Annotated in this window: 24 protein-coding genes; 8 read left to right on the forward strand and 16 right to left on the reverse strand. The window is 38.4% G+C overall.

The annotated features are described in order from the left end of the window. Positions 1-9: 9 nt before the first annotated feature. Positions 10-1,590: a phosphoglycerate dehydrogenase gene (serA, locus tag DSM106972_RS46425; RefSeq protein ID WP_127087061.1), complete on the reverse strand. Its 1,581-nt coding sequence runs from the start codon at positions 1,588-1,590 to the stop codon at positions 10-12. A 469-nt stretch (positions 1,591-2,059) separates the two neighbouring features. Here serA and DSM106972_RS46430 point away from each other — a divergent pair, with 469 nt between their 5' ends. After that, the gene (locus DSM106972_RS46430; RefSeq protein WP_201800880.1) at positions 2,060-2,335 is read left to right on the forward strand and encodes a BrnA antitoxin family protein; all 276 of its coding nucleotides are present in this window, start codon (positions 2,060-2,062) and stop codon (positions 2,333-2,335) included. Positions 2,336-2,564: 229 nt separating this feature from the next. On the opposite strand, the gene panB is transcribed toward DSM106972_RS46430, so the two are convergent. Continuing rightward, on the reverse strand, positions 2,565-3,338 hold the full coding sequence (gene panB, locus DSM106972_RS46435; RefSeq protein WP_127087062.1) for a 3-methyl-2-oxobutanoate hydroxymethyltransferase: 774 nt from the start codon (positions 3,336-3,338) through the stop codon (positions 2,565-2,567). Positions 3,339-3,452: 114 nt separating this feature from the next. Beyond that, entirely contained in the window at positions 3,453-4,517 is a 1,065-nt protein-coding gene (locus DSM106972_RS46440; RefSeq protein ID WP_411675399.1) for a ligand-binding sensor domain-containing protein, read from the reverse strand. A gap of 774 nt (positions 4,518-5,291) precedes the next feature. Between DSM106972_RS46440 and DSM106972_RS46445 the strand changes: the two genes are divergently transcribed. The 6 genes from DSM106972_RS46445 to DSM106972_RS46470 all read left to right on the forward strand — a co-directional run bounded on the left by DSM106972_RS46445 (position 5,292) and on the right by DSM106972_RS46470 (position 12,586). Then, complete coding sequence (locus DSM106972_RS46445; protein WP_096692398.1) at positions 5,292-6,722, forward strand: form I ribulose bisphosphate carboxylase large subunit; 1,431 nt, start codon at positions 5,292-5,294, stop codon at positions 6,720-6,722. A gap of 185 nt (positions 6,723-6,907) precedes the next feature. Next, positions 6,908-7,303 carry a RuBisCO chaperone RbcX gene (rcbX, locus tag DSM106972_RS46450; RefSeq protein WP_127087090.1) on the forward strand — a complete coding sequence of 132 codons (396 nt, stop codon included), beginning with the start codon at positions 6,908-6,910 and terminating at the stop codon, positions 7,301-7,303. A 66-nt stretch (positions 7,304-7,369) separates the two neighbouring features. Then, the gene (locus tag DSM106972_RS46455; protein ID WP_127087064.1) at positions 7,370-7,720 is read left to right on the forward strand and encodes a ribulose bisphosphate carboxylase small subunit; all 351 of its coding nucleotides are present in this window, start codon (positions 7,370-7,372) and stop codon (positions 7,718-7,720) included. A gap of 272 nt (positions 7,721-7,992) precedes the next feature. Then, positions 7,993-8,613 carry a GDSL-type esterase/lipase family protein gene (locus tag DSM106972_RS46460; protein ID WP_127087065.1) on the forward strand — a complete coding sequence of 207 codons (621 nt, stop codon included), beginning with the start codon at positions 7,993-7,995 and terminating at the stop codon, positions 8,611-8,613. Positions 8,614-9,532: 919 nt separating this feature from the next. Beyond that, entirely contained in the window at positions 9,533-11,740 is a 2,208-nt protein-coding gene (locus tag DSM106972_RS46465; RefSeq protein ID WP_170213650.1) for a GumC family protein, read from the forward strand. A gap of 261 nt (positions 11,741-12,001) precedes the next feature. Beyond that, the gene (locus tag DSM106972_RS46470; protein ID WP_127087067.1) at positions 12,002-12,586 is read left to right on the forward strand and encodes a YdcF family protein; all 585 of its coding nucleotides are present in this window, start codon (positions 12,002-12,004) and stop codon (positions 12,584-12,586) included. A gap of 16 nt (positions 12,587-12,602) precedes the next feature. Here DSM106972_RS46470 and DSM106972_RS46475 read toward each other — a convergent pair whose 3' ends face one another. Further along, positions 12,603-12,782 (reverse strand): hypothetical protein, encoded by a 180-nt coding sequence (locus tag DSM106972_RS46475; RefSeq protein WP_127087068.1) that lies wholly within the window; start codon positions 12,780-12,782, stop codon positions 12,603-12,605. Between the two features lie 92 nt (positions 12,783-12,874). Between DSM106972_RS46475 and DSM106972_RS46480 the strand changes: the two genes are divergently transcribed. After that, the gene (locus DSM106972_RS46480; RefSeq protein WP_233787756.1) at positions 12,875-13,042 is read left to right on the forward strand and encodes a hypothetical protein; all 168 of its coding nucleotides are present in this window, start codon (positions 12,875-12,877) and stop codon (positions 13,040-13,042) included. 229 nt (positions 13,043-13,271) lie between these two features. Here DSM106972_RS46480 and DSM106972_RS51890 read toward each other — a convergent pair whose 3' ends face one another. The 12 genes from DSM106972_RS51890 to rfbB all read right to left on the reverse strand — a co-directional run bounded on the left by DSM106972_RS51890 (position 13,272) and on the right by rfbB (position 25,149). Next, positions 13,272-13,421: a hypothetical protein gene (locus DSM106972_RS51890; RefSeq protein ID WP_158632996.1), complete on the reverse strand. Its 150-nt coding sequence runs from the start codon at positions 13,419-13,421 to the stop codon at positions 13,272-13,274. Continuing rightward, positions 13,399-14,433, reverse strand: a complete 1,035-nt coding sequence (gene galE / locus DSM106972_RS46485; RefSeq protein WP_127087069.1) for a UDP-glucose 4-epimerase GalE — start codon at positions 14,431-14,433, stop codon at positions 13,399-13,401. The genes DSM106972_RS51890 and galE overlap by 23 nt, the downstream gene beginning before the upstream one ends. 126 nt (positions 14,434-14,559) lie before the next feature. Continuing rightward, complete coding sequence (locus DSM106972_RS46490) at positions 14,560-15,972, reverse strand: sugar transferase (protein ID WP_127087070.1); 1,413 nt, start codon at positions 15,970-15,972, stop codon at positions 14,560-14,562. A gap of 439 nt (positions 15,973-16,411) precedes the next feature. After that, positions 16,412-17,194: a glycosyltransferase gene (locus DSM106972_RS46495; RefSeq protein WP_127087071.1), complete on the reverse strand. Its 783-nt coding sequence runs from the start codon at positions 17,192-17,194 to the stop codon at positions 16,412-16,414. A 2-nt stretch (positions 17,195-17,196) separates the two neighbouring features. After that, positions 17,197-17,319, reverse strand: a complete 123-nt coding sequence (locus tag DSM106972_RS55225; protein WP_267901232.1) for a hypothetical protein — start codon at positions 17,317-17,319, stop codon at positions 17,197-17,199. A 3-nt stretch (positions 17,320-17,322) separates the two neighbouring features. Then, a complete protein-coding gene (locus tag DSM106972_RS46500; protein ID WP_127087072.1) occupies positions 17,323-18,369 on the reverse strand; it encodes an EpsG family protein in 1,047 nt (348 codons plus the stop codon). Between the two features lie 45 nt (positions 18,370-18,414). Continuing rightward, complete coding sequence (locus DSM106972_RS46505; protein WP_127087073.1) at positions 18,415-19,404, reverse strand: glycosyltransferase family 2 protein; 990 nt, start codon at positions 19,402-19,404, stop codon at positions 18,415-18,417. A gap of 95 nt (positions 19,405-19,499) precedes the next feature. Beyond that, the gene (locus DSM106972_RS46510; protein WP_127087074.1) at positions 19,500-21,038 is read right to left on the reverse strand and encodes an MATE family efflux transporter; all 1,539 of its coding nucleotides are present in this window, start codon (positions 21,036-21,038) and stop codon (positions 19,500-19,502) included. A gap of 410 nt (positions 21,039-21,448) precedes the next feature. Beyond that, complete coding sequence (rfbD, locus tag DSM106972_RS46515; protein WP_127087075.1) at positions 21,449-22,342, reverse strand: dTDP-4-dehydrorhamnose reductase; 894 nt, start codon at positions 22,340-22,342, stop codon at positions 21,449-21,451. Next, entirely contained in the window at positions 22,339-22,884 is a 546-nt protein-coding gene (gene rfbC / locus DSM106972_RS46520) for a dTDP-4-dehydrorhamnose 3,5-epimerase (protein WP_127087076.1), read from the reverse strand. Before rfbC ends, rfbD begins: the two co-directional genes overlap by 4 nt. A gap of 146 nt (positions 22,885-23,030) precedes the next feature. Then, a complete protein-coding gene (rfbA, locus tag DSM106972_RS46525) occupies positions 23,031-23,969 on the reverse strand; it encodes a glucose-1-phosphate thymidylyltransferase RfbA (RefSeq protein ID WP_127087077.1) in 939 nt (312 codons plus the stop codon). Between the two features lie 103 nt (positions 23,970-24,072). Then, positions 24,073-25,149 carry a dTDP-glucose 4,6-dehydratase gene (gene rfbB, locus DSM106972_RS46530; protein WP_127087078.1) on the reverse strand — a complete coding sequence of 359 codons (1,077 nt, stop codon included), beginning with the start codon at positions 25,147-25,149 and terminating at the stop codon, positions 24,073-24,075. Between the last annotated feature and the right edge of the window lie 656 nt (positions 25,150-25,805).

Consider the following 25,805-nt stretch of genomic DNA (forward strand, 5'->3'; position numbering starts at 1 on the left):
CTTTACTGGTTATAAATTTACTGTATATGCATCGCGGATTCCAGGGACTTTGGTAATCTCGCTTAAGATGCCATCGGGTAGAGGGTCATCAAGACTGAGTGCCATTACCGCATCACCGCGAACGATTTTGCGACCTACCTGCATACTGGCAATATTGACATTAAAGCTACCCAAAAGGGAACCTAATTTACCAATAATTCCTGGCATGTCACGGTGGAGGGTAAACAGCATGTGCTGACTTGGAGGAACGTTTATTGGGAAACCATCCATGTTGGTAAGCCGAATTTCTCCGTCACCTAATAAGGCGCCTGTCACGGAGTGGGTACCCAAGTTACCTGTTGCTTCGAGGTGAAGTGAGCCTGCATAATCACGAACAGCAGCATCACGAGTTTCAATTACTCGTATTCCTCTTTCTTTGGCTTCAATGCTGGCGTTTACGTAATTAACTCGTTCGCGCAAAGCTTGATGCAGTAAGCCTTTCAACGCTGCAACTACTAAAGGCTGGCTCTTATTTGTTGCTATTTCCCCTTGCAATCGAATGTTGAGTAATTCAACTCTTCCACCCGCTAGCTGCCCAACTAGTCTACCAAGTGTTTCTGCCAGTTGCATGTAGGGTTTGAGTTCCTCTAGTACATCAGGCCCCAATCCTGGTATATTTACTGCCGACCGTGCAGGCAGTCCAAGCAATACGTCGCGTATTTGTTCGGCAACGTCTATTGCTACGTTGACTTGGGCTTCGGTTGTGGAGGCGCCTAAGTGCGGTGTCAAAATTATATCTTTGCCAACTTCGCGCAAAGTTGATTCGGCTAACGGCTCCGACTCGAATACATCTAATGCGGCGCCTGCTATTTTACCTTCTTTAACTGCACTCGCTAGCGCGGCTTCGTCAATAATGCCACCACGCGCGCAATTTATAATCCGAGTGGTTGGCTTCATTTTCGCCAATAATTCGGCATTAATTAAATGCGTGGTTTCGGGAGTTTTGGGAATATGTAGAGTAATATAATCGGCTTGTTGTGCGAGTACATCCATATCTACTAGCTGACAGCCAATTTGCTCCGCGCGTTCGGTGGAAATAAATGGGTCATAAGCAAGCAACTTCATTCCCATTGCTCTTGCAACAGCAGCAACGTGAGAACCTATTTTGCCCAAACCCACAATACCCAAAGTTTTTTTATAAACTTCGGCGCCAACAAAAGTTTTGCGATCCCACTCACCACGTTTAACCGACGCATTTGCATCTGGAATGTGACGTGACAAGGAAAGCATCATTGCTAGTGCATGTTCCGCAGCAGCAATAGTATTGCCTTCAGGGGAATTAACTACTACAATACCTTGGCGTGTTGCCGCTGGGACATCGACATTATCTACACCAACACCCGCACGACCGATGATTTTTAAGTTTGTACCAGCTTCAATAATTTCTTTTGTAACACGGGTACCTGAACGAATCATCAACGCATCGTATTCACCGATGATGTTTACTAGTTCATCTGGTTTTAATGTCGTTTTGACATCGACGGTAGCGACTTGAGATAGTATGTCTATCCCAGCTTGGTCAATTGGATCGGAAACGAGAACTTTAGACATGATGGCTGAATTCTTGCATTTGAGGTAATTCTGGGCAGGATTTTAAAGTTTTGACTTAAATGCTTCCACTTAATCAACTTACAATATTCAAGCAGTTGGCACCCATACACCCACTCGGTAAATATAAACCATTGGGTGGGCTAATCGCTTATTATTTATCAAAAATTCTTACATTTTCACTAGCCATAGCATATAACGTCTATACATAGGTATCTATTTTTACCTTCTTTGCTGTATAATTTTTTCCAGTCAAAAATGCCTACATGTAGAGACGCGATTAATCGCGTCTCTACAATTATCAGTTTCACAAATAATTTAAAACCACCATATTTACACCAATATTTAGTAATAATATTTAAGTGACCTTGTTTTCAAATCTTACTTATGAGAAATTAATATATCTGTTTGCTTAAATGACTTTAATTTTATCTCTGCTCTACAATTCATATGTTAATTCTTATAACAAAAAATGAAAGAACCAAATACTTCCAACAAATCGCAAACTGACTGGCAACGAGTTGATGCTATGACCGATGAGGATATTGATTTTTCAGATTGTCCAGAAATTACACCAGAAATGTTTGCTAATTCTGTTGTACGTCGTGGTTTAAAACCTGTTACCAAGAAAGTACAAGTTACGCTACGTGTAGATAGTGATGTTTTAGACTGGTTTAAAGCGAGAGGGCACGGATATCAAACACAAATTAACACATTACTTCGAGCATATATGGAAGCCCATGAATAATCATACCTAGATTGTTTGTAATGTGTAAAATTAGCTTTGGTATTTCAAGAGAAGAAAAAAGGAAAGTCTGAAAACTATAAGTATAGTACTACAGGTTATTTTTCACCTGTGGTATTAACCTATTGTTTTTCTAGCATTGCTTTAGCTCTTTTCTCTGTGTCAAGAGTGTATCTGTGGTAAAAATATTCCAATTATAAATGTTGGGATAAATGTTGGGTTAGCACCCAACCTACGTGGGAAATTTACGTTCTTTGACTTCTGTGCTGTATTTTAAGATGGCGCCACTAATTATCTCGCGTAGGTTGGTGTAAACTTTTGCGAATGGTGGTTGTTTTTCGGAGAGTCCTAATATGTCGGAAGTTACTAGTACTTGACCATCACAGTGAACGCTGGCGCCGATTCCGATTGTAGGAATACTGAGTTGTTCTGTAATTTGTGATGCTAGGTTACTGGGGATATGTTCTAAGACTATTGAAAAGGCGCCTGCTTGTTCGAGGGCTATGGCTTCATTTAATATATGTTGGGCAGAGTCTTCGGTTTTGCCTTGTTGTTTTAAACCAAGTTGATGTACTGACTGTGGTGTTAAGCCAACATGTGCCATAACAGGTATACCAGCTTGTACTAATCGCTCTACAGTTTCTATCATGGCTGGATACCCACCCTCAACTTTAACTGCCTGGGCGCCACTTTCTTTCAAAACTCTTCCAGCGGAGTGTATAGCTTGTTGAATACTTTCTTGGTAAGTTAAAAATGGTAAGTCTACAACCATAAGCGCACGCTTAACTCCACGACGTACAGCTTTGGCATGGTATATCATTTCATCTAATGTAATTGGCAATGTTGTTTCGTACCCAAGCATTACTGCCATTGAATCGCCAACTAATACTATATCTATACCAGCAGCATCAATTAGCTGTGCCGTAATATAATCCCAAGCCGTTAACGCCACAATTGTACGACCTAGCTGTTTCCACTGAATAATTTGTTGAATAGTAACGGGCATAGACGATTTTGGATTTTAGATTGGGGATTTTAGATTGAGACAGTAAGACAGGAACAGTTGTTTTAATTTTATATTAGGCGTGGAATCCAAAATCCAAAATCCAAAATCCAAAATTTATTTTACCTGTCTACCGAAGGCTAGGTGTTCTTTTGCTTTAGGCATATTGGGCATTAACCACGCTAAACCTTCGCTGGTTCCTATCCATAGTTTATTACCTGTGTCAGGCGCCAGTGCCAAAACGCGACTCGATGGCAACCCGGCAACTTGGTCTAACAATTTTCCTGTGTTTGGGTTGAGTCGCATTAAACCGTTGTTAGTGCCAACCCAGACGCTACCATCTCTGGCAAAGCGAACTGATGTAACGTTTTTGCCACGTAGAGGAGTTACTGAACGTAGCACCATTCCATTTTTGGGGTTAATTACAAGTAGATTATTTGGCATACCTGCCCATATTAACCCTTGTGGACTAATTGCTAATGCTTGTACTGTTCCCCCTGGCAAGTTGTTTATTGTCTTTAATATAAAGGCATTTTTTGTGTTGACTCGCACCAAACCGTCAAGCGTTCCCACCCAAAGTTGACCATCTGCATCTAAGGTCATGGCATTTGCGCTTACACCTGGTAAGTTTTTCAGGGTGGTCATTATTAAACCTTGGTCTGGACTAACCAGTGCCAACCCGTTATCGGTACCTGCCCATATATAACCACGCTTATCTGTTAATAATGATAAAACTCGCTTGGATGGTAAAAATAAGTTTTGCGCTGTAATTTCACTTGTACGTAAGTCTACTCGCTTTAATCCTTCGTATGTTCCTACCCACAACCGCCCGACTTTATCTTGTGTTAAGGCGCCAATGGCAATGTTGGGTAAACTGACGCGCGCCAATATTTTACCAGTGTTTGGGTTAATTCGCGATAAACCTCGCCATGAACCCACCCAAAGATTACCTGTAAAATCAGGCTGTAGTGCGTGAACCCGGTAGTCTACTTCTTCTATTCTTCCATCTGGTGACTCAGATGCACCAGTTGGAGGCGCCGCAGCAGGATAAGCTGGGGTTAACTCGGATGGGTTAATTTGTAAGGTTTCTTGAGAAGAAGCGACTTTCACCCAAGGTAGAGTCACCATCCCAAAAAGGACAGAAATAATCAATAAACTAGCGCGTTTCTTCAACAATACCACTGTCTGTTTCCTCGTTTGGACACTCCCCATCGCCGTTTATGTTATGGAAGCTTCGGGTTATCCTCAGTATTCCCAAAATTTCATCATTTCTATACAGTAACTTGAACGATAAACCGGGCTTCTTAATCAAGTCTTTGCTAGAAAAGCAAAATTTATCCAGAAGCCCGGTTTCTTTAATTCATACATAATGCACTTTGTAAAGTGTTTGTAACGAAAAATTTACAAAAAACTTAAATCTTTATTTAATAAAAAATTTAAATATAAAAGTTAAGAATATTCAAAGGTTAACTTATTAATTTCTTGGTATATTTGTGTAACAGGTAGCAATTCACGCTCCGGTGTGATTTTTATCTCTTGCTTGTCAACCCCTAAATCTCCGTATATTGGAATTTTTGTTTGTGTCTGAATTAAATGGTCATTCAGTATGGCAGTGTTCGCGAGGATTTAGCGCGAGGATAAGAAAAAGATAAAAAGCTTTTTTTCTGGCACGAAGAAGAGAGACATTATCTGCTTAAATAGATGGTTATAGTGTTAACGAGTAAACAAGCCTTTGGTTACTAAAAGCTAGTTGAGGGCAATCCGTCTTGGTAGTCTTTATCAAGACAGTTTTTACCTGAAAGCTGAGTGAAACAACGCTGAACTAACAATTTAGAACGGGTAAACCCTGAATGCCACCAAAACATGCTTTAACGCAAAAGCATGTATGTAGGTGCGTGGGAAATTGCATCGTGCGTGAATTGCGAATAACAAAGAGTGACTTCTTGGAAGGGAAATATGTCTTACGCTCAAACGAGAACCCAGAGCAAATCAGGGTATCAGGCAGGGGTTAAAGATTACAGATTAACTTATTACACCCCAGACTACACACCTAAAGATACAGATATTCTTGCTGCATTCCGGATGACTCCACAACCAGGAGTTCCCCCCGAAGAAGCAGGTGCGGCAGTTGCTGCTGAGTCATCGACAGGTACTTGGACAACAGTTTGGACTGACTTGCTCACCGACCTAGACCGCTACAAAGGTCGTTGCTACGACATCGAAGCAGTTCCTGGCGAAGACAATCAATATATTGCTTACGTTGCTTATCCTTTAGACTTGTTCGAGGAAGGTTCCGTAACAAACATGTTGACTTCTATTGTAGGTAACGTGTTTGGTTTCAAAGCATTACGCGCACTGCGTTTGGAAGACTTACGGATTCCTGTTGCTTACCTCAAGACTTTCCAAGGTCCTCCACACGGTATTCAAGTAGAGCGCGATAAGTTAAACAAGTATGGTCGTCCTTTGTTGGGTTGTACCATTAAACCAAAACTTGGTTTATCTGCTAAAAACTACGGTCGTGCGGTTTATGAGTGTCTACGTGGTGGTTTGGACTTCACCAAAGACGACGAAAACATCAACTCACAACCTTTCCAACGTTGGAGAGACCGTTTCTTGTTCGTAGCTGATGCTATCCACAAGTCTCAAGCAGAAACCGGTGAAATTAAAGGTCACTATTTAAACGTAACCGCTCCTACCTGCGAAGAAATGATGAAGCGTGCTGAGTTTGCGAAAGAACTCAAAATGCCCATCATCATGCATGACTATTTAACTGCAGGTTTTACCGCTAACACAACTTTATCGAGATGGTGTCGTGATAACGGTCTTCTGCTCCACATTCACCGTGCAATGCACGCGGTAATTGACCGTCAAAAGAACCACGGTATTCACTTCCGCGTTTTAGCTAAAACTCTTCGGATGTCTGGTGGTGACCACATTCACACAGGTACCGTTGTAGGTAAGCTCGAAGGTGAACGTGGTATTACAATGGGCTTTGTTGACTTATTACGTGAAAACTACGTAGAACAAGACAAGTCTCGTGGTATTTACTTTACACAAGACTGGGCTTCTATGCCTGGAGTAATGGCTGTTGCTTCTGGTGGTATCCACGTATGGCACATGCCCGCGCTCGTTGAGATCTTCGGCGACGACTCCGTACTTCAGTTCGGTGGTGGTACTCTAGGACACCCTTGGGGTAACGCACCTGGCGCCACAGCAAACCGTGTTGCACTTGAAGCTTGTATTCAAGCACGTAACGAAGGTCGCAACTTGGCTCGCGAAGGTAACGACGTTATTCGTGAAGCTTGTAAGTGGTCTCCTGAATTGGCTGCTGCTTGTGAACTTTGGAAAGAAATCAAATTCGAGTTCGAGGCAATGGATACCGTTTAGTAGTTATGAGTGGAAAGTGCTGAGTGCTGAGTGTAGAGACGTAATATGTTACGTCTCCCATTAAGTATTTTGGGCTAAGTAATATGCTAGACAGAAATTTTGCTCAAAATCTAAGACCCTTAGTTAGCTGTTCACTCAGCACTCAGAACTTTATACTCATCACTCCTTATGGGCTGGGGTCAGGCATGAACATAAAACAAATTGCGAAAGACACGGCTAAAACGTTACAAAGTTATTTGACGTATCAGGCATTGCGAACGGTGTTGTTACAACTTGATGAAACAAATCCTCCCTTGGCTTATTGGCTGCATAACTTTTCGGCCGACAAAGTGCAAAATGGGGAAAAGTTTTTGGAAAGTTTGTTTAGCGAAAAGCCTGAGCTGGCATTGCGAATAATGACTGTTCGTGAACATATTGCTGAGGAAGTTAGCGAATTTCTTCCAGAAATGGTTCGTTCAGGAATTCAGCAAGCTAATATGGAACATCGCAAGCAGCATCTTGAACGCATTACGCAAATTAGTTTATCTACCCCAGGCGCCAGTGACTTAGAACCCGAACAGCAATCAAATGATGATGGGTAATTATACCACCCAATAATCAATTTGCGCCTCAAATAAAGTATTTATACCCATTCGCACCAAAGAAATATGCAAACTTTACCAAAAGAGCGTCGTTTCGAGACTCTTTCTTACCTTCCCCCTTTGACTGACGTGCAAATTACCAAGCAAGTTCAGTACATCCTTAACCAAGGTTACATTCCAGCAGTTGAGTTTAACGAACAGTCAGAACCAACTGAATTTTACTGGACAATGTGGAAGTTACCTTTGTTCAACGCACGTAGCACCCAAGAAGTATTAGGTGAAGTACAACAGTGTCGTTCACAGTACGGCAACTGCTACATTCGCGTTGTTGGTTTCGACAATATTAAGCAGTGTCAAGTACTTAGCTTTATTGTTCACAAACCTAACCAACAAAGTGGTGGCGGTTACAGATATTAATCTGAGTCTAGTTAAGCAATCGGCAATTTGATAACTGAAATGTGGCACAGGCTCATACCCTGTGCTACAAATTTTAATATCAAGATTGGCAACGGATAATAACGGATGTAACGGATAGGTTTTTTATATTCATAAAATAGACAATTTAGATAGACAATTTAAAAATTGTCCCAAGGCGCCACAAATAAAAATTTTATAAATAAGATAATCAAATTACCAATTCTATACATCTTGTATAGTAAATTTTTACTCAAAAAATATTTTATATAAAAGTGAAATCAGAACATCTACCCGAAGTTAGAATTTGCTTTGTTGGTGAGTCATTTGTCAACGGAACCGGAGACCCAGAGTGTTTGGGTTGGACTGGTCGAGTTTGTGTAGGCGCCAATCAAAAAGGTTACGATATTACTTACTACAACTTGGGAGTGCGGCGCGAAACCAGCGAAGAGTTAAAACAACGATGGCTACCAGAAGTTACTTACCGTTTGCAACCCGAATATAACGGTAGAGTTGTATTTTCGTTTGGTGTTAATGATACAGTTCTTGAAGGTGGAAAAACACGAGTTTCTTTTTTGAATTCTATTTTAAATGCTCGACAAATTTTGAGCGAAGCAAAACAGCTATATCCAGTATTGATGGTCGGTCCCCCACCAACGTTAGATAACGACCAAAATGTTCGCATCGCGGAATTATCCGAATATTTTGCACGCACTTGCAACTCACTCGATATACCTTATCTAAATATATTCCCCTTGCTCAAACAATCTACAGTGTGGTTTGATGAAGTAGGCGCCTATGACAAAGCACATCCACGCGCGAAGGGATACCAAGTTTTAGCTGACCTTGTACAAAATTGGGATGCATGGTCAAAGTGGTTTCCAGCAATTCGTTAAAATCAAGCATCGGATAAAAATCTCCCGTCCTTGTCAAAACTACCATGACGGGAGAATTGTGATTAACATCTACCATTTTTAATAAAGATACAGCAAAAAGTGAAAACTGACTATGTTACTTGATATTTCCCGCAGTTTTTGCTTCTGCTTGCTTGAACTATATAGTACAAGAGTTTTAATTTTGTCAGATTAAATTGCGATGGCGCCTATTGTGATTTTGAAAACATTTAATTTACTTTTAACTTAAATATAATTAGAAACGAAATAATAACGCGCGCTTTCAATACTGCTCAGTTAAACTTTTATAACATAACTGATTCCCCTAGCCCCGCGCGGAAGGTGGGTTAGGGGGATTTAAATTCTTAAACGAGCAGTATTGCGTGTACTCGGTGTTACTGGCAATCTATTTTTTTATTTAAAAAATGTATAAAGTACGGGAACTTTCAACAATTTTTATTAAACACAAACGTAACAAAATTAGATAATTTTAAAAACATTAGGTAATAAAAAAAGATGAAATGATGTTGCATTTAAATTAAACATGATGTAGTTTAATGAATTATCAGCCAGATTTGAATATATGTGTAATAAAAACTACTAAATTAAAAACTATTAGCGGTTGATTTATGTCTTTGTAAATAAGAACGGGGCATTCTTACAGACCATCCCACAGGAAATATTAATATCTTTATTCAGAAGTTTAAGGAATTATTAACAGTACTTTAACCGTGTTGAATGTAACGAACATAACTTGTAAAATAAAATATTTAGTTTATATTTTAGAAGAGTTAATAATATAATGATCTATCTATATAAAAATGTATTTTTTAATGAAAATACAAATATGTGTAAGACTTATGTGAGTTTAAAGGAGCGGCTGCACGTTTTTTATTTTTTTGTAGTTTGAGTGAATACAATTATGCCTTCTAATCAAGAAGATCAAAACGAAGTTGACTTCCAGCAGTATTTACGAATATTAAAAAGACGTTGGCTTGTTACCGCAGGCGTAATGGGTTCAGTGTTTGGATTAACTGCGCTTGTTACTTTTTCACAAAAACCTGTTTATGAGTCGCAAGGAAAGCTGTTAATTAAGAATAACGGCGCCTCTTCGTTAACTGGGTTAAGTGAGAAAGTCGGAGCGTTAAGCGCGCTGACGAATACTAGTAGTCCTTTAGATACCGAGGCAGAGGTTATTCGCTCAAACCCGCTTGTTAAGAAAACTATTAGCGAGTTAGAACTCAAGGATAAAAAGGGTAAACCTTTAAAAGTTGAACCATTTCTTAAGCTTCTCAAAGTTAAAAGTGTTAAAGGTACTGATGTATTAGAGATGACTTACCGCGATACTGATCCAAAAGTCGCGGCAGATGTTATTAATACTTTAGTAAAGTATTACATAGAGAATAATATACGAGTCAACCGCTTGGATGCCACCAGTGCGCGCGAGTTTTTAAGTAAGCAATTGCCGAATATTGAGGGACGAGTGATAGCGGCAGAAGCTGGGTTGCGTAAATTTAAAGATGAGAATAAAGTAGTTTCGTTACCAGAGGAAGCAAAATATGGAGTAGAAGCGCTTAAAGATTTGTCGGGTGATATTACCAAGGCACAAGCGCTGCTATCAGATGCATCGAGTCGCTCTGTTGCTTTGCAAAAAGAATTAGAATTAACTACGCAGCAGGCTGTCGAGCTTGCAAATTTAAATCAATCGACTGGTGTGCAGCAGGTGTTAGCTGAATACCAAAAGGCACAAGATGAGTTGGCAGTGTTGCAGACTCGTTTTACTGCAGAACATCCAAAAGTTAGGGATTCAGAAGCTAAAGTACAAGCGCTTCGGGAGCAATTAGAAAAGCGAGTTGGTAAAATAGTTGATACTAAACAGCCTGTATCAGAGAAAAACTTGCAGATTGGACAACTCAAGCAAACTTTGACTTTGGATTTGGTGAAATCTGAAGTAGATAGGTTAGCAGTGAATAATCAAGTGCAGGTTTTACAAACAGCATATTTAAATTACCAAGGGCGCCTAACAGCTATACCTCGATTAGAACAACAACAGCGCGCGTTAGAGCGTAAGTTGCAGGTGGCACAATCAACTTATCAACAAGTTTTAAAGCAGTTACAAGAAGTTGAAGTTGTAGAGCAGCAAAAGGTGGGTAACGCGCGCGTAGTTTCTGCGGCTGAAGTTCCTGAAATACCTGTATCTCCAAAAATTCCTCTTAACTTAGCATTAGGTGGAGTTTTAGGAATTATACTAGGTGTTGGCGCCGCCTTGGTTTTGGAAGCAATGGACAAATCGCTTAAGAGTGTGGAAGAAGCCAAGCGATTACTCGGTTATCCTTTGCTGGGCACAATTCCGCAGCTTGGTGGCAGTAAGGGAAATGGGGACGACTTACCAGTGCTTAAAGACCCTTATTCACCCGCAACATCAGCTTTTGAAATGCTTGTGACAAACCTGAGTTTTACGCTTTCTGATCAAGCACTGCGAGTTATTGCTGTAACTAGCTCTGTTCCTGGCGAAGGTAAATCTTTTGTTGCTGCTAACTTAGCAGTGGCTAAAGTACAAATGGGGTATAGAGTGCTGTTAATAGATGCAGATATGCGGCGCCCGCGACAGCATAAAGTTTGGGAAAAAGCTAACTTTATGGGGTTGAGTGAAGTCTTGGTTGGACAAGCTGAGTACGTAGCAATTGCACAAGAAGCAATACATAACTTAGATATACTAACCGCCGGCACAATTCCTCCCAATCCTGCTGCACTTTTAGATTCGCAGCGAATGCGTGCGTTACTCGAAGAAGCAAGCAAAGATTATGACTTTGTGATTGTTGATACACCACCTGTAACTGCGGTAACAGATGCGCTAATTGTAAGTAAGCTGACAAATGGAATATTATTAGTCGCGCGTCCTGGTGTGGTTCAGACAGATGCTGCAAATGCTGCGAAAATGCAGTTAGAGCAGTCAGGGCAGCAGGTTCTAGGAATGGTTGCAAATGGTGTAAACGCAAGCAATGTACATGGAGGTTACTACCATTCCAAGGGATATTATGGAATGAAAGCGAGTGAAAAAGCTGAACAAAATGGCAAGGTGGAGGCGCCTCTGCTTCGGATTGGTGAACGACCTAGTGGGAAGGGATAATTGGCAACGGATGTAACGGATGTAACGGATGGTTGGTATATGTGCGAGTAGAGACCGATAATTTACGGTCTCTACAAATCGATTTATGTGAAACCAATCTACTCTGATGGATTTTCTAATTGCTTTAAATATTAATGTAATAAATAATACTAAGTTTTAATTTAATTTTACTATTACAGGCTGCAAATCACTGAAAATTAGACTCTCAATGCTATATTACGAGATGTTGCGGTGGAACTACTGGGATAATTCTACTAATTTATGTTAAGTAAGATTTATAGGCGCCGTTCTTTCAAGTTTATGGGATGGGTTTTAGTCGGTTTGGTTGTGTTGATTAGTATAATTCCTGTAAGGCTGACTGTAACGAATTATCAAGTGTTGGCGCCACAGGCAATTTTTGTGTTGGGAGGCGCCTCTGATAGGATGGAGTTTGCAGCGCAGTTTTGGCAGTCTCATTCTAATTTAGATATTTGGGTTTCTGATTTCCCAAGAGAGAATGAAGCTAATCGCCAAATTTTTTTACAACTTGGTGTGCCGTTAAAGCAGTTGCATCTTGATGGGCGCCCAACTGATACTGTGACAAATTTTACGACATTAGCTGATGATTTTGTGAGCCAGAAGTTATGGCATCTCTATTTGATTACATCCGATTATCATATGCGTCGCTCAAGAGTTATTGCGACTGTTGTTTTGGGTAGTCGAGGAATTGTTATAACACCTGTTGCTGTGCCTTCAAAGGGTGTAATCTCAGAATCTTGGGTGAGAGTAGTACGAGATTTTGGACGCTCGCTTTTGTGGGTTGTGACTGGCAGAACTGGAGCTAGTTTTAATAATAGAAATAGTTAAAATAACCGCGCAAGTGCTATTCAATAATTCCAATTAATATTTGCATCAAAATGTCTAAATCATCAGGCACACGGTACAGAGTAATGTCTTGGGTAATATGAAGAGACTGTTTATCTAGCTTGCCAAAACGCCAAGTATCACCTACTGCTGGCACCGAACGGGGTAATACCCCACATTTGAACGAGAAATCAAGCACTGGAAGCAATAAGTGGCGCCTCGAAATTAGTTGTTATTGAGTGCGTAATTTGATAAAATGTTCCCTATATAGGGAATAATTTATTTCAAACAATGAATGTTGTCTTCACTCCAACCGAAGCTGCTGCACTTGTAAAGATTCCAGCCAAGAGAGTTTACAAGGAGATAGAACATGCAGTTATTACTTCCAATGCGAACCCCCCACGACTTCCTTTTGCTGACAGGAGTTTAGAGTTTCTAGACCTGCCAGTACAAGGGTAAAAGGTGCCTTTCTTGTGTCATTATTTAGTTACAGTATATACTTTTAACCAAAATAAAAAGGCGCTTTCAAGTCAATAAATACTTAATAATTAAAATTTATGTAATAAATAATACTATAATTTAAGCTAAATTTTGTTTGCGCTGTTCTCTCTGGTTTATGGGATTGGCTATAGCGAGTGCGTATTGTGTTGATTAGTATAATTCCTGTGGGGCTGGCTATAACTCTTTATCAAGTATCGGCGCCACAAGCAATTTTTGTATAAGAGGCGCCGACCACAGTCCGGTTTTGACAGTCTTCTATAATATAGACAAAATCCTCACCAATCAACCATCCGTTACATCCGTTGCATCCGTTGCTAAATTGGCGCCAACTTCTCAAGCTTTTTAACTTTTAGTTCTCGTATATTAAATAAATTCTTATGCTTAGTTTCCCAATCTAAGGTTGTGCGTATGATTGTATCTAGGTCATTGTATTTGGGTTGCCAGTCTAGTAGTTGACGAATTTTATTGCCACATGCGACAACTGATACTGGGTCTCCGGGACGTGGAGATGTTTCGATGACAGGAAAATCGGCACCGGAAATTGCTTTAACTCGTTCAATTACTTGCTGCACACTGTAACCTTTGCCATAACCACAGTTGAAGGTTTCGCTTTGATTTGCTTGTTCGAGATAGCGTAAAGCATCTACATGTGCTGTTGCAAGGTCTTCAATATGAATGTAATCACGGATTGCGGTACCATCTGGTGTCGGAAAGTTGGTACCAAAAACTTTTAGCTCAGGTCTGTTACCTAATGCAGCATCACAAGCAACTTTGATTAAATGAGTTGCATTATCTGACATTTGCCCTAGTCTGCCTCCTGGTTCGGCGCCTGCGACATTGAAGTATCTGAGAATAACGTAGCGTAAATCAGAGGTGGTGCCATAATCCTGAATCATCCACTCGCTCATCAGTTTTGAGCGTCCGTAAGGATTTATTGGTTGGGTTGGAGTTAATTCCGTAACTGGGTTTTCTTTTGGTTCTCCGTAAACTGCTGCTGTGCTGGAGAAAACTATTTGGTTAACGCCTGTGATTTTACAGCACTGGAGCAAGTTTAGGGTATTACGAGTGTTGTTGGTGTAGTATTCGAGAGGGCGCGCGACTGATTCAGGTACGATTAAGCTAGCAGCAAAGTGTAGTACAGCACTGAATTTATGTTTACAGAATGCTTGGCGGAGAAATACTGTATCTGATAAATCACCGATAATTAGTTCACCATGAAGTACCGCTTGAGGTAGGCCTGTTGAACAGTTATCGTATACTACTACGTCATAACCAGCTTCGCCTAATTGACGAACGACATGTGAACCTATATAGCCGGCGCCTCCTGTTACTAGTACTTTTTTATTCATTTATTTAGTAGATTATAAGAGTAAGGCAAAAAATGAATGATCCTGCTGTGTCATGCACCAGGTAGAAGCATCTGCGCGAGATTCTTCACGCAGTGAAGAATGACAGATCCCCCTTTGGGAATTAATTTATCTACCTTTCCCTAAAAGAACTACTCTCACAGTCTTAAGAGCGATTGCTACGTCTAATAGTAGGGAGTAATTCTTGATGTAGTAAAGGTCATAAGATAACTTTTTGTATGCATCTTCTATAGAGGCGCCGTAGGGATACAAAACTTGTGCCCATCCGGTGATTCCTGGTTTAACTAAATAACGTACTTCGTAGTAAGGAATTGCTTCTTTGAGTTTGATGTCGAATTCAGGTCTTTCTGGACGAGGACCGATTAAGCTCATTTCTCCTCGTAAGACGTTGATAATCTGTGGTAATTCATCTAGTCGTAAAATTCGCAGCCAATATCCGACGCTAGTAATTCTGGGGTCGCGTTCTTGTGCCCATTGTGCCCCCCGCTTTTCTGCGTCTTTATACATTGAACGGAATTTATGAACTCTGAATGGATTACCGTTGAGTCCTGCTCTGACTTGACTGTAAAAGATGGCGCCTGGGCTATCAAGTTTAATAGCTATTGCTACAAGCAACATAATTGGAGACAAAACGACGAGCAATGTTGTAGCTGCGATGATGTCAATAATCCGCTTAATTTTTGAATCAATTCGACCTTGTATTAAGTTGAAACCAGCGCTATAGGCAAACCAATTATCCTGAAGTAAGGATGATGGCAGTTTATACCACAATGATTCATAAAAATCTGGCAGCTTATAGACAGGAACCCCTTTTAGTCGCATTTGCATCAATTGCCGTACCTGGTCATCAGATAATTCTAGTTTGTTTCCTACTAGTACCCCTGACCAAAGCTGAGAAGTCCAAGATGGGAAGTCTGAAATACTACCCACGCAATTGACGTTTTTGTAAATGGGTTCAGTACACTTCTCAAGCTTCTCGGTAAGTACAACTAAACGTCCCAACGGAGTTTTAGCTTGGAAATCTTCAATAAATTCTTTAGTATTCTCGCTTGCACCCAGAATTAACCAACGACTTTGTTGAACATGTGCGCGCGTCCAACTTGCTGCTATCATCCGTAATAATACTGCCCAAGGTGTAAATAATGCAAAGCTTGGTAGTAGAACGCTTCGCCACAACAGCGGATTTTCTCTCCAAGCACCAGATAAATAAATCAAGGCAGCACTAATTACACCAACTATAACGTTACACACCAAGATGCGCGCTGGCGCCCGTAAACCTGCGATTTGCGTATCTGGCTTGTAGGTATCTGCTAAATAAAGTCCTGCAAGAGTAAATAGCACAAATCCGTAAACAGTGGGATTAAACCAGTCAACTGGTTCACTTAGTCGTAACCAAACAGCTAAGTTCAAACAAATAAATAAGCCTAGAATATCGAGTGCTAAAAGCCTTACAGGGATGCTGCGGAGACTCCACAAGGATTTAGTGCTTACTGAACCTTCAGACAAAACTTCTGTAAACATCTGTAATTATTACTAGATATCAGTTAACTGTTAAGTTTTTTCAATTGGTCAGTCTTTATCAGAACAGCAATACGCACGCCAGAAACTATTACTCACACCCCTAGAATAAACAGAGTTGATAAGCAATCCTGCTTAAATGGTGTTGTGAATATCATTCTATTTACTAACATTAGTAAAATCTATGACTTTAAATATAGCGTCATCCCAAGGAAATATATGTATAAATATAAACAAGTAAGCTTAAAAAATATAAAGTACGTATATACGTAATAATTGATGTAAAACGATGTAGTTACGAAGCAGCATAAGAGTGCAGAATAAAATGACAGTGAAGCTGAAGCTGCCGAAGCTGCCACTTTTGCTTTAATTTTAGATGTGTTTGCCCTAGGAGCGCTTTATGTTGTTATTGCTTAGTTAAGATACATACTTTGTTAATGATTTAAAATAAAAACCATCCATGTTTATTGAAAAAGTATATTGCGGACTGGATGTTAATCATCATAAGCTTAAATGATTTGTAAGAACCTTTACCCCAATGATGAAATATATGAACATGCGGATAGAAAACAGTTCGATATTTTCTTGACATTCTAAGAGTAATATCAGCATCTTCCAAATACATAAAAATATTTTCATCAAAATAGCCAATTTCATCTAAATACTTTCTACGAAATAGCATAAAACAGCCAGATAAATACGGTACATCCATAACATTACCATAACCAATATCACGCATTTCATACCAATCTAGATGTTTCTGGAATAATATTTGTAATTTTTTCGGTATAAAACGTCTTGCAAAGAGCAAAAAGATGCTTGGATACCGCTTACATAAATACTGAATCTCACCGTTAGGATAGTAAATGATTGGTGAAATCAAACCTATATCCTGATTAGATTCAAGATATTTAATCAACTCTGGAATAACGTTTGCATTAAAATATACATCTGGATTAACAACTAAGTGATATCTGGCGTTGAAATGATTAATAGCTATATTATGAGCTTTTCCAAAGCCATAATTATTACTATCATTATAAAGGTAATCAATATTCTTAACTCCACTAAATAATGTCGATAATTGAGATGTGGGAGAGTTATCTACTACAGTCATGTGAATTTTGAAAGGAGTCTCAAAAATAGATGAGATAACCTTACGAAGTAATTCGGGGTTATTTTTGTAAACAACCAGGGAGACACTGAGAATAGCTTTATCTTCCATATTTAATTTTTTAATACTCCTTCATAAACACTTATAGTTTCTCTAGCAGTGCAAAGCCAAGTAAAGTTAGATAAACGAGCTAAACCGAGTTTAGAAAATTCTTCCGATAATTCATTATTCGACATAACTTATCCAAAAAATTCATCAGTATAGAAGAAAGCATATATAGATAAAAAGGAAACTATCACAACATATGGAATTGTAAATATGAGTTGGCTTTTATATCTCATTACAGCCACTAAAAGAACACCAAACACCTGCATTATCTCAGATAAACGATGGGCAAACACAGGTGTATCCATCAAAGAATAAAGGCTAATTATAGAAAAAGTGAAGACGCTCAGATAGAATTTATAATATCGTTTTTGTGAATTGAAATTTCGTAATCCTATGATAATAAGAAAAACGTCTAAACCACGTCTAGGTGAAAATAAGCTAACAGGTTGTAAATATATTGGAGCATCCACATATTCATTCAAACGAGGATTAAGTTCTACTCCAAAGTTAACTAAAATTTGTAAGAAAAATAACTTGATAAATATAAATATGATAATTGAATAAACAATAATATCTTTACGAGATTTGATATAGAATGAAATAAGTAAAAAAGGTAAAATTAATATACTTGAAATATGGAATAAAAACGCTATAAAATACATTAACAATGCGAATGGATTAATTTTAGATACTTGTTTGTTAAGATTTGATCCTTGGAGCAATAATAATGAGCCAACCAATATAAATGCAATGCTTAAAGAAGCGCGAATTTGAGTTAATTCATGAAGCGGGAAAAATCTCGAAAAATATAGAAAAACAGAAAGAAAAGAACACAACTTAATATTAAGCTTTGATGACTTAGTATTTAAAAGTGTTAAAAACAGAACAATTAGCTTTAGTAATAGAGAAACAAATACAAAAAAAGAGTAAACTAGAGTAGAAGACTTTAAAATAGACGAAACAAAGCAACTTGTTGTTTCAAAACCAATCTCGAAATTAAAAATTCCTTCACCAAAACAGCTTGGCTTTGATATCATGTAGTCAAAATATTGCAAATATATTTGAGAATCTTTACTTTCTCCAAATATTTCGTAAAAAGCAGCTGCTGCACCTACAAAGGCTAAAGAAATAGGAAGAATTAATCCAAATCCCTTATTAGGAGATGAGAGTCGAAGCATATACAATATTTACCATACTATTATTGGCTATGAAATATTCGAGATTTATAGTTTACCAAACTTACCTCTAACCCCATCTAAGTATCCTTTAAAAATCATAGAAATATTTTGTTTCTTATGGTCTTCCAAAAGAAGAATGCGAAATAAATTATATAGGCTTGCTACTATATCAAATCCTAGCCAATGTACACATGAAAAGGAATATTGTTTTAGCATAGCAACTTGGTTTCTAGCAATATAATATCTACGAAATGGTTTGTGGAAGGTCGGTCTAAAAGTATGAAATAAAAATTTTATTTCTTGCTTATTACCGAGATTATGATACATTACAGCTTTAGAACTAACTAGTATTTTGTAGCCATTCTTTTTTGCTCTTAAGCAGTACTCAGTATCGATATAATCAATAAAAAAATCGTCTCTGTAAGGTCCAAGGGTTTGAAACATATCAAGATTAGTTAACGCACCAGATGTTATAACTATGGTTACATCATCCAAATCTTTGCCTTGACATTCAACTCTTTTGAAGAGAAAGGGAAAATATTTATTTGACGATAACCATTTAGGCTCACTACCAAGACTGCCTTCATCTTTGATGTAAGGACCAACAAAAGCAACTTTTTCAATTTGACTGTATCTATTTAGAGTGGATAATAATTCGTGAGCCATACCTGGTGTAGCAGTACTATCCTGATCTAAGGTGATTGCCCAATGATAATTACGGCTCCTGAGTATACTAACTCCTTGATTTAAGGCTGTAGCAAGCCCAACATTTTCTTTATTGAAAATAATACTTACATTCTTGAGCTTTTCTGCTTCTTCTAGAATTATTTTGCAATTTGTACTAGAAGCATTATCAATAATGAGAATATGGGATACTTGATTGCTAATAGCAGTAACGCAAGCTATCAATTTAGCATCAGGATTATAAGTAACTATTAATGCAGCAATAGAGTCTATATTTATGCCTTGTAAACTATCAGATTTGGTAAATTTTGATTCAACCATAGATAATAATTTTCTTTCAGATTTTTTCATTTAATGCTTCTATTTTGAGCTAAGGAACGATGTAAAAAATGTGTTTATAGCATAACTTTTAGAGCTTTAACATTGAATAAAATTGATTGATTATACTAAAGTTTAATAACATTCTTAACTGTTGAAATGGCTAATGAAATTATAAATTTTCGTTCATAATCTAAGAGGCTAAAATTCCATATAAGTACTAATGTTACACTAATCGAACCAGTAATTAATAGTATTCCACTAATTAATGATGAATTAATAAAGCTCATAGCAGGCAAAATTAACAAGATTGGTATAACGGAAATTGAAGGACTAAGTAAAGCATCTTTGATAAATGTATATCTAGAAAAAATAATTCCTTTTGTACGAGGCATATTATACGAAATGTGACCAGTAACACCAACTATTCCACCAATTATAGTTCCTAACGCAACTCCTGTAGCTCCCATAATTGAACCTAAAGCTAAACTTGTAATTAAATTTGAAAACCCTTCAAGTAGTGGCGAAACAATCACTAAATGTTGCTGTGCAGTACCTATTACAAGTGTGACATAAGGAACAAATGAAAGACGGATAATATTTGCGATAACCAAGCATTGTAAGATAATTGCTCCATTTTCTGCATATTCCTGACCAGCCCATAAGGTAAGGAAAGGTTTGGCGCCTAAAATTAGGGGTATTCCAGTTACAAACAACATGAACATCCCATAGCGAGTGCTTGTAATTAATAATTTACCTAATTGCTTTGCATCAGATCGTGCATCCATAACTGCAGCTACAGGTAAAATAGGGCTGAAAATCGCGCTTTGTAATCCGACTATTAAAGTAATTATACTAGCAGCTATTGAGTAATAAGCTACTGCTCTTAAGTTAAAAATACCAATTATAGTTGTGTCTACTCCACTAACTAATAATAGCCCTATGTACCCTATAGATAGACTAAAACAATAGCTAAAAACTTCTTTAGCAGCATTTTTTGAAACTAAATTATAGCTATACTTAATGCCTTGATTAAATCTTTGACATGCTAGAAACTGTACAATATAAGATATAAAATTTACTCCTGCAATTGCAGCCCCCATTAGTGCAAGAGAACCATTCATTTTGGCTGCTATAACAATCAATATTGCAGTTGTCAGCTTCCCAGCACCTGTAATTATAGCTGGTATCTCGTACCTCTGTATACCAACAAAAACGCCATTAAATACTGAGAATGGTAAACCAATTGCTAAGGAACTACCAACTAATAAAAGTGCAATTTTTGTTTCTGTCAGTAATTTATTTGGTATAGTACGGAATATCAGAGGCAACTGCCACACTAGCGTGAACATCAACAATATAGCTAATAATCCAGAACCACATAATATAGCAAAGGATGTATTGACGATGCGGTCACGTTCCTCGAAATTTCCTAAATCGTTGTGATAAGCAACAAAACGTCCTACAGCAGTTTGTACTCCAAAATCCAAATAACTAACATAAGCAGTTAACTGTAGAATAAGTACCCAGACACTAAAAGTCTCTGTTGGCAGCGTCCGCACCAGAAATGGTGGTAAAATAACTGCAATTAAGGCGCTAAAGCTTCCACGAACTAGATTTGCAAAAGCATTTTTTAGCAGTACAAAGTTGGAAAGTTTGCTACTCACTTTATATTACTATAATTTTTATTTTTATTCATGCAAAGAAGCAATCTAGATTAGAGTTTGAATTGCTTCTTCATTACATTTCCTAACTTTGTAATCAGTCTAAAGTTATATCTGAAGTAACTAATTCTACCTCCTTATCAAAGCCTCAAAACAAGCGCTACTGCTAATGGATATAATATCCATTGACTAGAGTTTTCGGTGATGAGTGACTTTGAGATTCGCTTTTGCCTCGTAACACTTACATATTAACAGACTCAACAGAGATAAATATGTTTGCTAGTTTATACTTACAAGAAAAGTCTATTCTCTTTCGGAAAGATAGTGGTTAGAAAGATGGAAGTTTGGTGTCTGACACATCTTTGTGTGAAATATTGGCTTTAGAAAGTTGTGTCAAGCAGCCAGGATAGAAGTTATTTATTTGAATTAAACGCCTGCTCTAAACACCTTTCCCATTCAGACATTGTTAGTTCAAAACTATTAAACAGTTTTTGCCCATTCAATAAAGAATAACTTGGTCGCTTCGCTGGTGTTAGATATTGCTCACTTGGAATCGCAACCAACCGCTGCATTCTGCGTTCACCCGTATCATGCTCAAAAATTGCCTTGGCAAAACCATACCAACTAGTTTGTCCACTAGCGGTTAAGTGATATAAACCACCCTTATCAACCAAAAAATCTGACACATTACCCTCAGCTTGAGATAAAATCTGTGCTGTGGCTTCCGCAATCATCCTGCTCCAAGTCGGCGCCCCAATTTGGTCATCTACAACACGAATCTCTTCGCGTTCCCGTGCCAACTTAAGCATTGTAAGCAAAAAATTCTTACCTCGCAACCCATATACCCAACTGGTACGTAAAATTAAATGCGGCGCCCCCACAGCTTGAATTGCCTGTTCACCAGCTAATTTGCTTTTTCCATAAACATTCTGCGGATTTGGCTCATCAGACTCTGTATAAGGAATATGACTTTTACCATCAAACACATAATCTGTTGAATAATGAATAATCCCGGCACCTAATTTTAGAGCCTCCTCAGCAATGATACCAGGAGCAATCCCATTAATCGCCATTGCTAATTCTGCTTCAGATTCCGCCTTATCCACCGCAGTATAAGCAGCAGGATTAACAATTAAATCAGGCTTAACTTCACGAATAACACTGCGAATACTATCCGGTTGAGCCAAGTCCATCTGCATTGGGTGACTAGCACCACGTCCTACAGAAATCACTTCACCCAAACTCATCAAAGTCTGTTGCAACTCCCAACCAACCTGGCCAGTTACACTTGTAAGTAAAATGTTCATACGAATACCTCAGCATCTTGGAGTAACTTACCAGCCTTATCCTTTCCAGACAAGATTGGTTCTTCTTCAAGAGGCCAAACAATTCCTAAATTAGGGTCGTTCCAAAGAATCGAGCGTTCGTACTCTGGTGCATAGAAGTCTGTAGTTTTGTACAAAAATTCTGCATATTCAGACAACACTACAAAACCATGAGCAAATCCAGGTGGAACCCAAAGCTGGCGCCTATTTTCGGCAGTCAAATGTACACCCACCCATTTACCAAAAGTCTCAGAGCTTTTTCGCAAGTCTACAGCCACATCATATACTGCTCCAACTACTACTCTTACAAGCTTTCCTTGAGGTTGCTGAATTTGGTAGTGTAAACCACGCAATACATTTTTTGCAGAACGCGAGTGATTATCTTGTACAAAGTATTTTGTGATGCCTGCTTTTTCTAGTAAAGCTTTTTGGTTGTAGCTTTCAAGAAAGAAACCTCGCTCATCTCCAAAAACTTGCGGTTCAATGATAACCACATCAGGAATTTCCGTATGTATAACCTTCATCGTAATACCCTTGTTGATTTTCGATTTTGTACAGGCGGGTTTATGAAATATTCAACACCGTTTTAGGATATCTGTTAACCCTCGATTTTGTACAGGCGGGTTTATGAAATATTCAACACTGTTTTAGAATATCTGTTAACCCGCCTCTACAGCAACGCTAAAAATTTATCACTGATATCTGTAACTGCGGGTATATTTTGTTTATGCATAATATCTTGCTCATCATCCAAAATTTGCATTAGGTAGCGACCGTAGCTACTCTTAGCCATTGGTTTAGTTAATGCGCGTAGTTTATAAGAGTCAATATAACCCAGTCTATAAGCGATTTCTTCAATACAAGCTATTTTTAGCCCTTGTCGCTCTTCTAAGGTTTGGATAAAGTTTGCCGCTTGATGTAAAGATTCATGAGTACCAGTATCTAACCATGCATACCCTCGACCTAAGACTTCCACTTGGAGTTGACCCTGGTTTAAATAAGCCAAATTTACATCGGTGATTTCTAACTCTCCGCGCACAGAGGGTTTGAGGTTAGAAGCGATATCCACTACTTGCGAATCATAGAAATAAATACCTGGTACAGCATATTTAGATTTAGGCTCTAACGGTTTTTCTTCGATACTAATCGCGCGTCCTATAGAATCAAACTCAATTACACCATATTGTCGGGGGTCACTAACTTGATAGCCAAAAATTAAGCCACCTTCAGTAAATTTAACCGCGCGATGCAAGACATCTGTCAAACCGTGTCCATATAATATGTTATCGCCCAAAATCAAACAAACAGAGTCATCACCAATAAAATCTTTACCCAAAATAAAAGCCTGCGCTAAACCCTCTGGCTTAGGCTGCTCTACATAACTAAACTTTAAACCCCACTGACTTCCATCCTTTAGAAGTTGTTGGAACAAAGGTAAGTCCTTTGGGGTTGAAATAATTAAAACCTCCTGAATTCCAGCCAGCATCAATACAGACAAGGGATAATATATCATCGGCTTGTCGTAAACAGGCATTAGTTGTTTGCTGACAACTTGGGTTAAAGGATAAAGTCTTGTGCCAGAACCGCCTGCTAATATAATGCCTTTCACTTGATAATCCTCAAATAGCCACTTATTAATAATTTAGATGTTGGGTTCCACGCTTCACTCCACCCAACCTACGAATATACGAATCAACCATCCGTTACATCCGTTATATCCGTTGCAAATTTCTACTCTCATAATTTTGCTTAATCCAGTTTTGATAGGCGCCTGTTCGCACTCCTTCTACCCAAGCTGAGTTACTCAAGTACCACTCAATAGTTTTGAGTAAACCACTATCAAAGCTTTCCTTCGGCGCCCAACCTAACTCGCGGCTAATCTTGCTACAATCTATTGCATAGCGTCGGTCATGACCCGGACGGTCTTTAACAAACGTCATTAAACTAGAGTGAAGATAATTCGATTTCGGCGCCAACTTATCAAGAATGGTGCAAATTTTCTCAATCACCGTCAAGTTTGTTTGTTCGTTCAAACCCCCAACATTATAAGTTTCGCCAACTTTCCCTTGTTGAAGAACAAGATAAATAGCTTCGCAATGGTCAGTAACATAAAGCCAGTCTCTAACGTTTTGACCATCTCCATATATTGGTAGCTGTTTACCCTCTAACGCATTTAAAATCATTAAAGGAATAAGTTTCTCTGGAAACTGACGCGGCCCATAGTTATTGGAGCAATTGGTAGTTAAAGTGGGTAAACCATAAGTGTGATGATACGCGCGCACAAAATGGTCAGATGCTGCTTTCGATGCTGCATAAGGACTATTAGGTGCATAAGGGGTATCTTCTCGGAAAGCTGGGTCAGTAGGACTTAATGAACCATATACCTCATCTGTAGACACATGCAAAAAGCGAAATGAGGATTGACGTTGTGGTGACAGCTTTTGCCAATAATGCCTAGTAGCTTCTAATAACTGAAATGCACCAACTACGTTGGTATTTATAAAATCCTGCGGACTCAATATTGAACGGTCAACATGACTTTCTGCCGCAAAGTTGATAACTGCATCCGGTTGATATTGTTCGAGTAAATTAGCTACCAACGCACTGTCGCCAATATCTCCTTGTACAAAATTATAGCCATCGTCTTGAAGTTCTGCCAAACTTTGTAAATTGCTAGCGTAAGTCAATTTATCTAAATTAACTACATTCGCCCATTGTTCAAGTCTAGCCTTTAGGACAAAATTTGCCCCAATAAATCCGGCGCCGCCTGTTACTAATACAGTTTGCATATTTATTTGTTAAACTAGTTACATTTAAAATCTAAAATGCTCTGAATAAAACAAATTAGATTACAATATAATGTGAGATGAAATACAATAAGTAGATATACTTGCATATGTAATTCCGGATTCATTTTACTTTTTACACATCATATGAGCAACAAGCATTTACTACAATTTGTTTAAAGATTAGGTTAAGGAATATATTTGTTTATTTAAATCTCATGCGTATCATAGAGGCGCCTGCATAGGATTGAAAATTCGCATCGGGTCGAAAATCCGCATATGGCGCAAACCCGCATAGTATTGAAAATACTATGCTAATAGCAAAAGTCCTCTTTTAGAGGACTAAGTAACAATTACTATTTTTTGTTACTGTAAGTTATTCCCGATATGTATGTTAGTCATTCACGTCAGGTCATTGAAGCAATGAGAGGTGAGCTTGAAGTAGTAGCACGTTTCGCAGATGGTGAAGTTAAAATTAATAATTTTAGTGAGTTAAATCCCTAATTGTATAAAAACTATACTAATCATACACATCTGTTTTATAAAATAGCGCTTTTTCTGCGTTAACGCAGTTTGCCCGGAGGGCGATAAATACGTAGTAAATCATTTATGCAAGTAACAAAAGTTGCTATTTGATTAAAGTCCTTCTATCAGCGTTT

This window comes from Dulcicalothrix desertica PCC 7102 (assembly GCF_003991905.1).
GTDB lineage: Bacteria > Cyanobacteriota > Cyanobacteriia > Cyanobacteriales > Nostocaceae > Dulcicalothrix > Dulcicalothrix desertica.

What these genes read in the sequence shown, in the direction of transcription:
- serA (WP_127087061.1), bottom strand. Translation starts at nt 1,590, where the DNA reads ATGTCTAAAGTTCTCGTTTCCGATCCAATTGACCAAGCTGGGATAGAC.
- DSM106972_RS46430 (WP_201800880.1), top strand. Translation starts at nt 2,060, where the DNA reads ATGAAAGAACCAAATACTTCCAACAAATCGCAAACTGACTGGCAACGA.
- panB (WP_127087062.1), bottom strand. Translation starts at nt 3,338, where the DNA reads ATGCCCGTTACTATTCAACAAATTATTCAGTGGAAACAGCTAGGTCGT.
- DSM106972_RS46445 (WP_096692398.1), top strand. Translation starts at nt 5,292, where the DNA reads ATGTCTTACGCTCAAACGAGAACCCAGAGCAAATCAGGGTATCAGGCA.
- rcbX (WP_127087090.1), top strand. Translation starts at nt 6,908, where the DNA reads ATGAACATAAAACAAATTGCGAAAGACACGGCTAAAACGTTACAAAGT.
- DSM106972_RS46455 (WP_127087064.1), top strand. Translation starts at nt 7,370, where the DNA reads ATGCAAACTTTACCAAAAGAGCGTCGTTTCGAGACTCTTTCTTACCTT.
- DSM106972_RS46465 (WP_170213650.1), top strand. Translation starts at nt 9,533, where the DNA reads ATGCCTTCTAATCAAGAAGATCAAAACGAAGTTGACTTCCAGCAGTAT.
- DSM106972_RS46470 (WP_127087067.1), top strand. Translation starts at nt 12,002, where the DNA reads ATGTTAAGTAAGATTTATAGGCGCCGTTCTTTCAAGTTTATGGGATGG.
- DSM106972_RS46480 (WP_233787756.1), top strand. Translation starts at nt 12,875, where the DNA reads ATGAATGTTGTCTTCACTCCAACCGAAGCTGCTGCACTTGTAAAGATT.
- galE (WP_127087069.1), bottom strand. Translation starts at nt 14,433, where the DNA reads ATGAATAAAAAAGTACTAGTAACAGGAGGCGCCGGCTATATAGGTTCA.
- DSM106972_RS46490 (WP_127087070.1), bottom strand. Translation starts at nt 15,972, where the DNA reads ATGTTTACAGAAGTTTTGTCTGAAGGTTCAGTAAGCACTAAATCCTTG.
- DSM106972_RS46495 (WP_127087071.1), bottom strand. Translation starts at nt 17,194, where the DNA reads ATGGAAGATAAAGCTATTCTCAGTGTCTCCCTGGTTGTTTACAAAAAT.
- DSM106972_RS55225 (WP_267901232.1), bottom strand. Translation starts at nt 17,319, where the DNA reads ATGTCGAATAATGAATTATCGGAAGAATTTTCTAAACTCGGTTTAGCT.
- DSM106972_RS46500 (WP_127087072.1), bottom strand. Translation starts at nt 18,369, where the DNA reads ATGCTTCGACTCTCATCTCCTAATAAGGGATTTGGATTAATTCTTCCT.
- DSM106972_RS46505 (WP_127087073.1), bottom strand. Translation starts at nt 19,404, where the DNA reads ATGAAAAAATCTGAAAGAAAATTATTATCTATGGTTGAATCAAAATTT.
- rfbD (WP_127087075.1), bottom strand. Translation starts at nt 22,342, where the DNA reads ATGAACATTTTACTTACAAGTGTAACTGGCCAGGTTGGTTGGGAGTTG.
- rfbC (WP_127087076.1), bottom strand. Translation starts at nt 22,884, where the DNA reads ATGAAGGTTATACATACGGAAATTCCTGATGTGGTTATCATTGAACCG.
- rfbB (WP_127087078.1), bottom strand. Translation starts at nt 25,149, where the DNA reads ATGCAAACTGTATTAGTAACAGGCGGCGCCGGATTTATTGGGGCAAAT.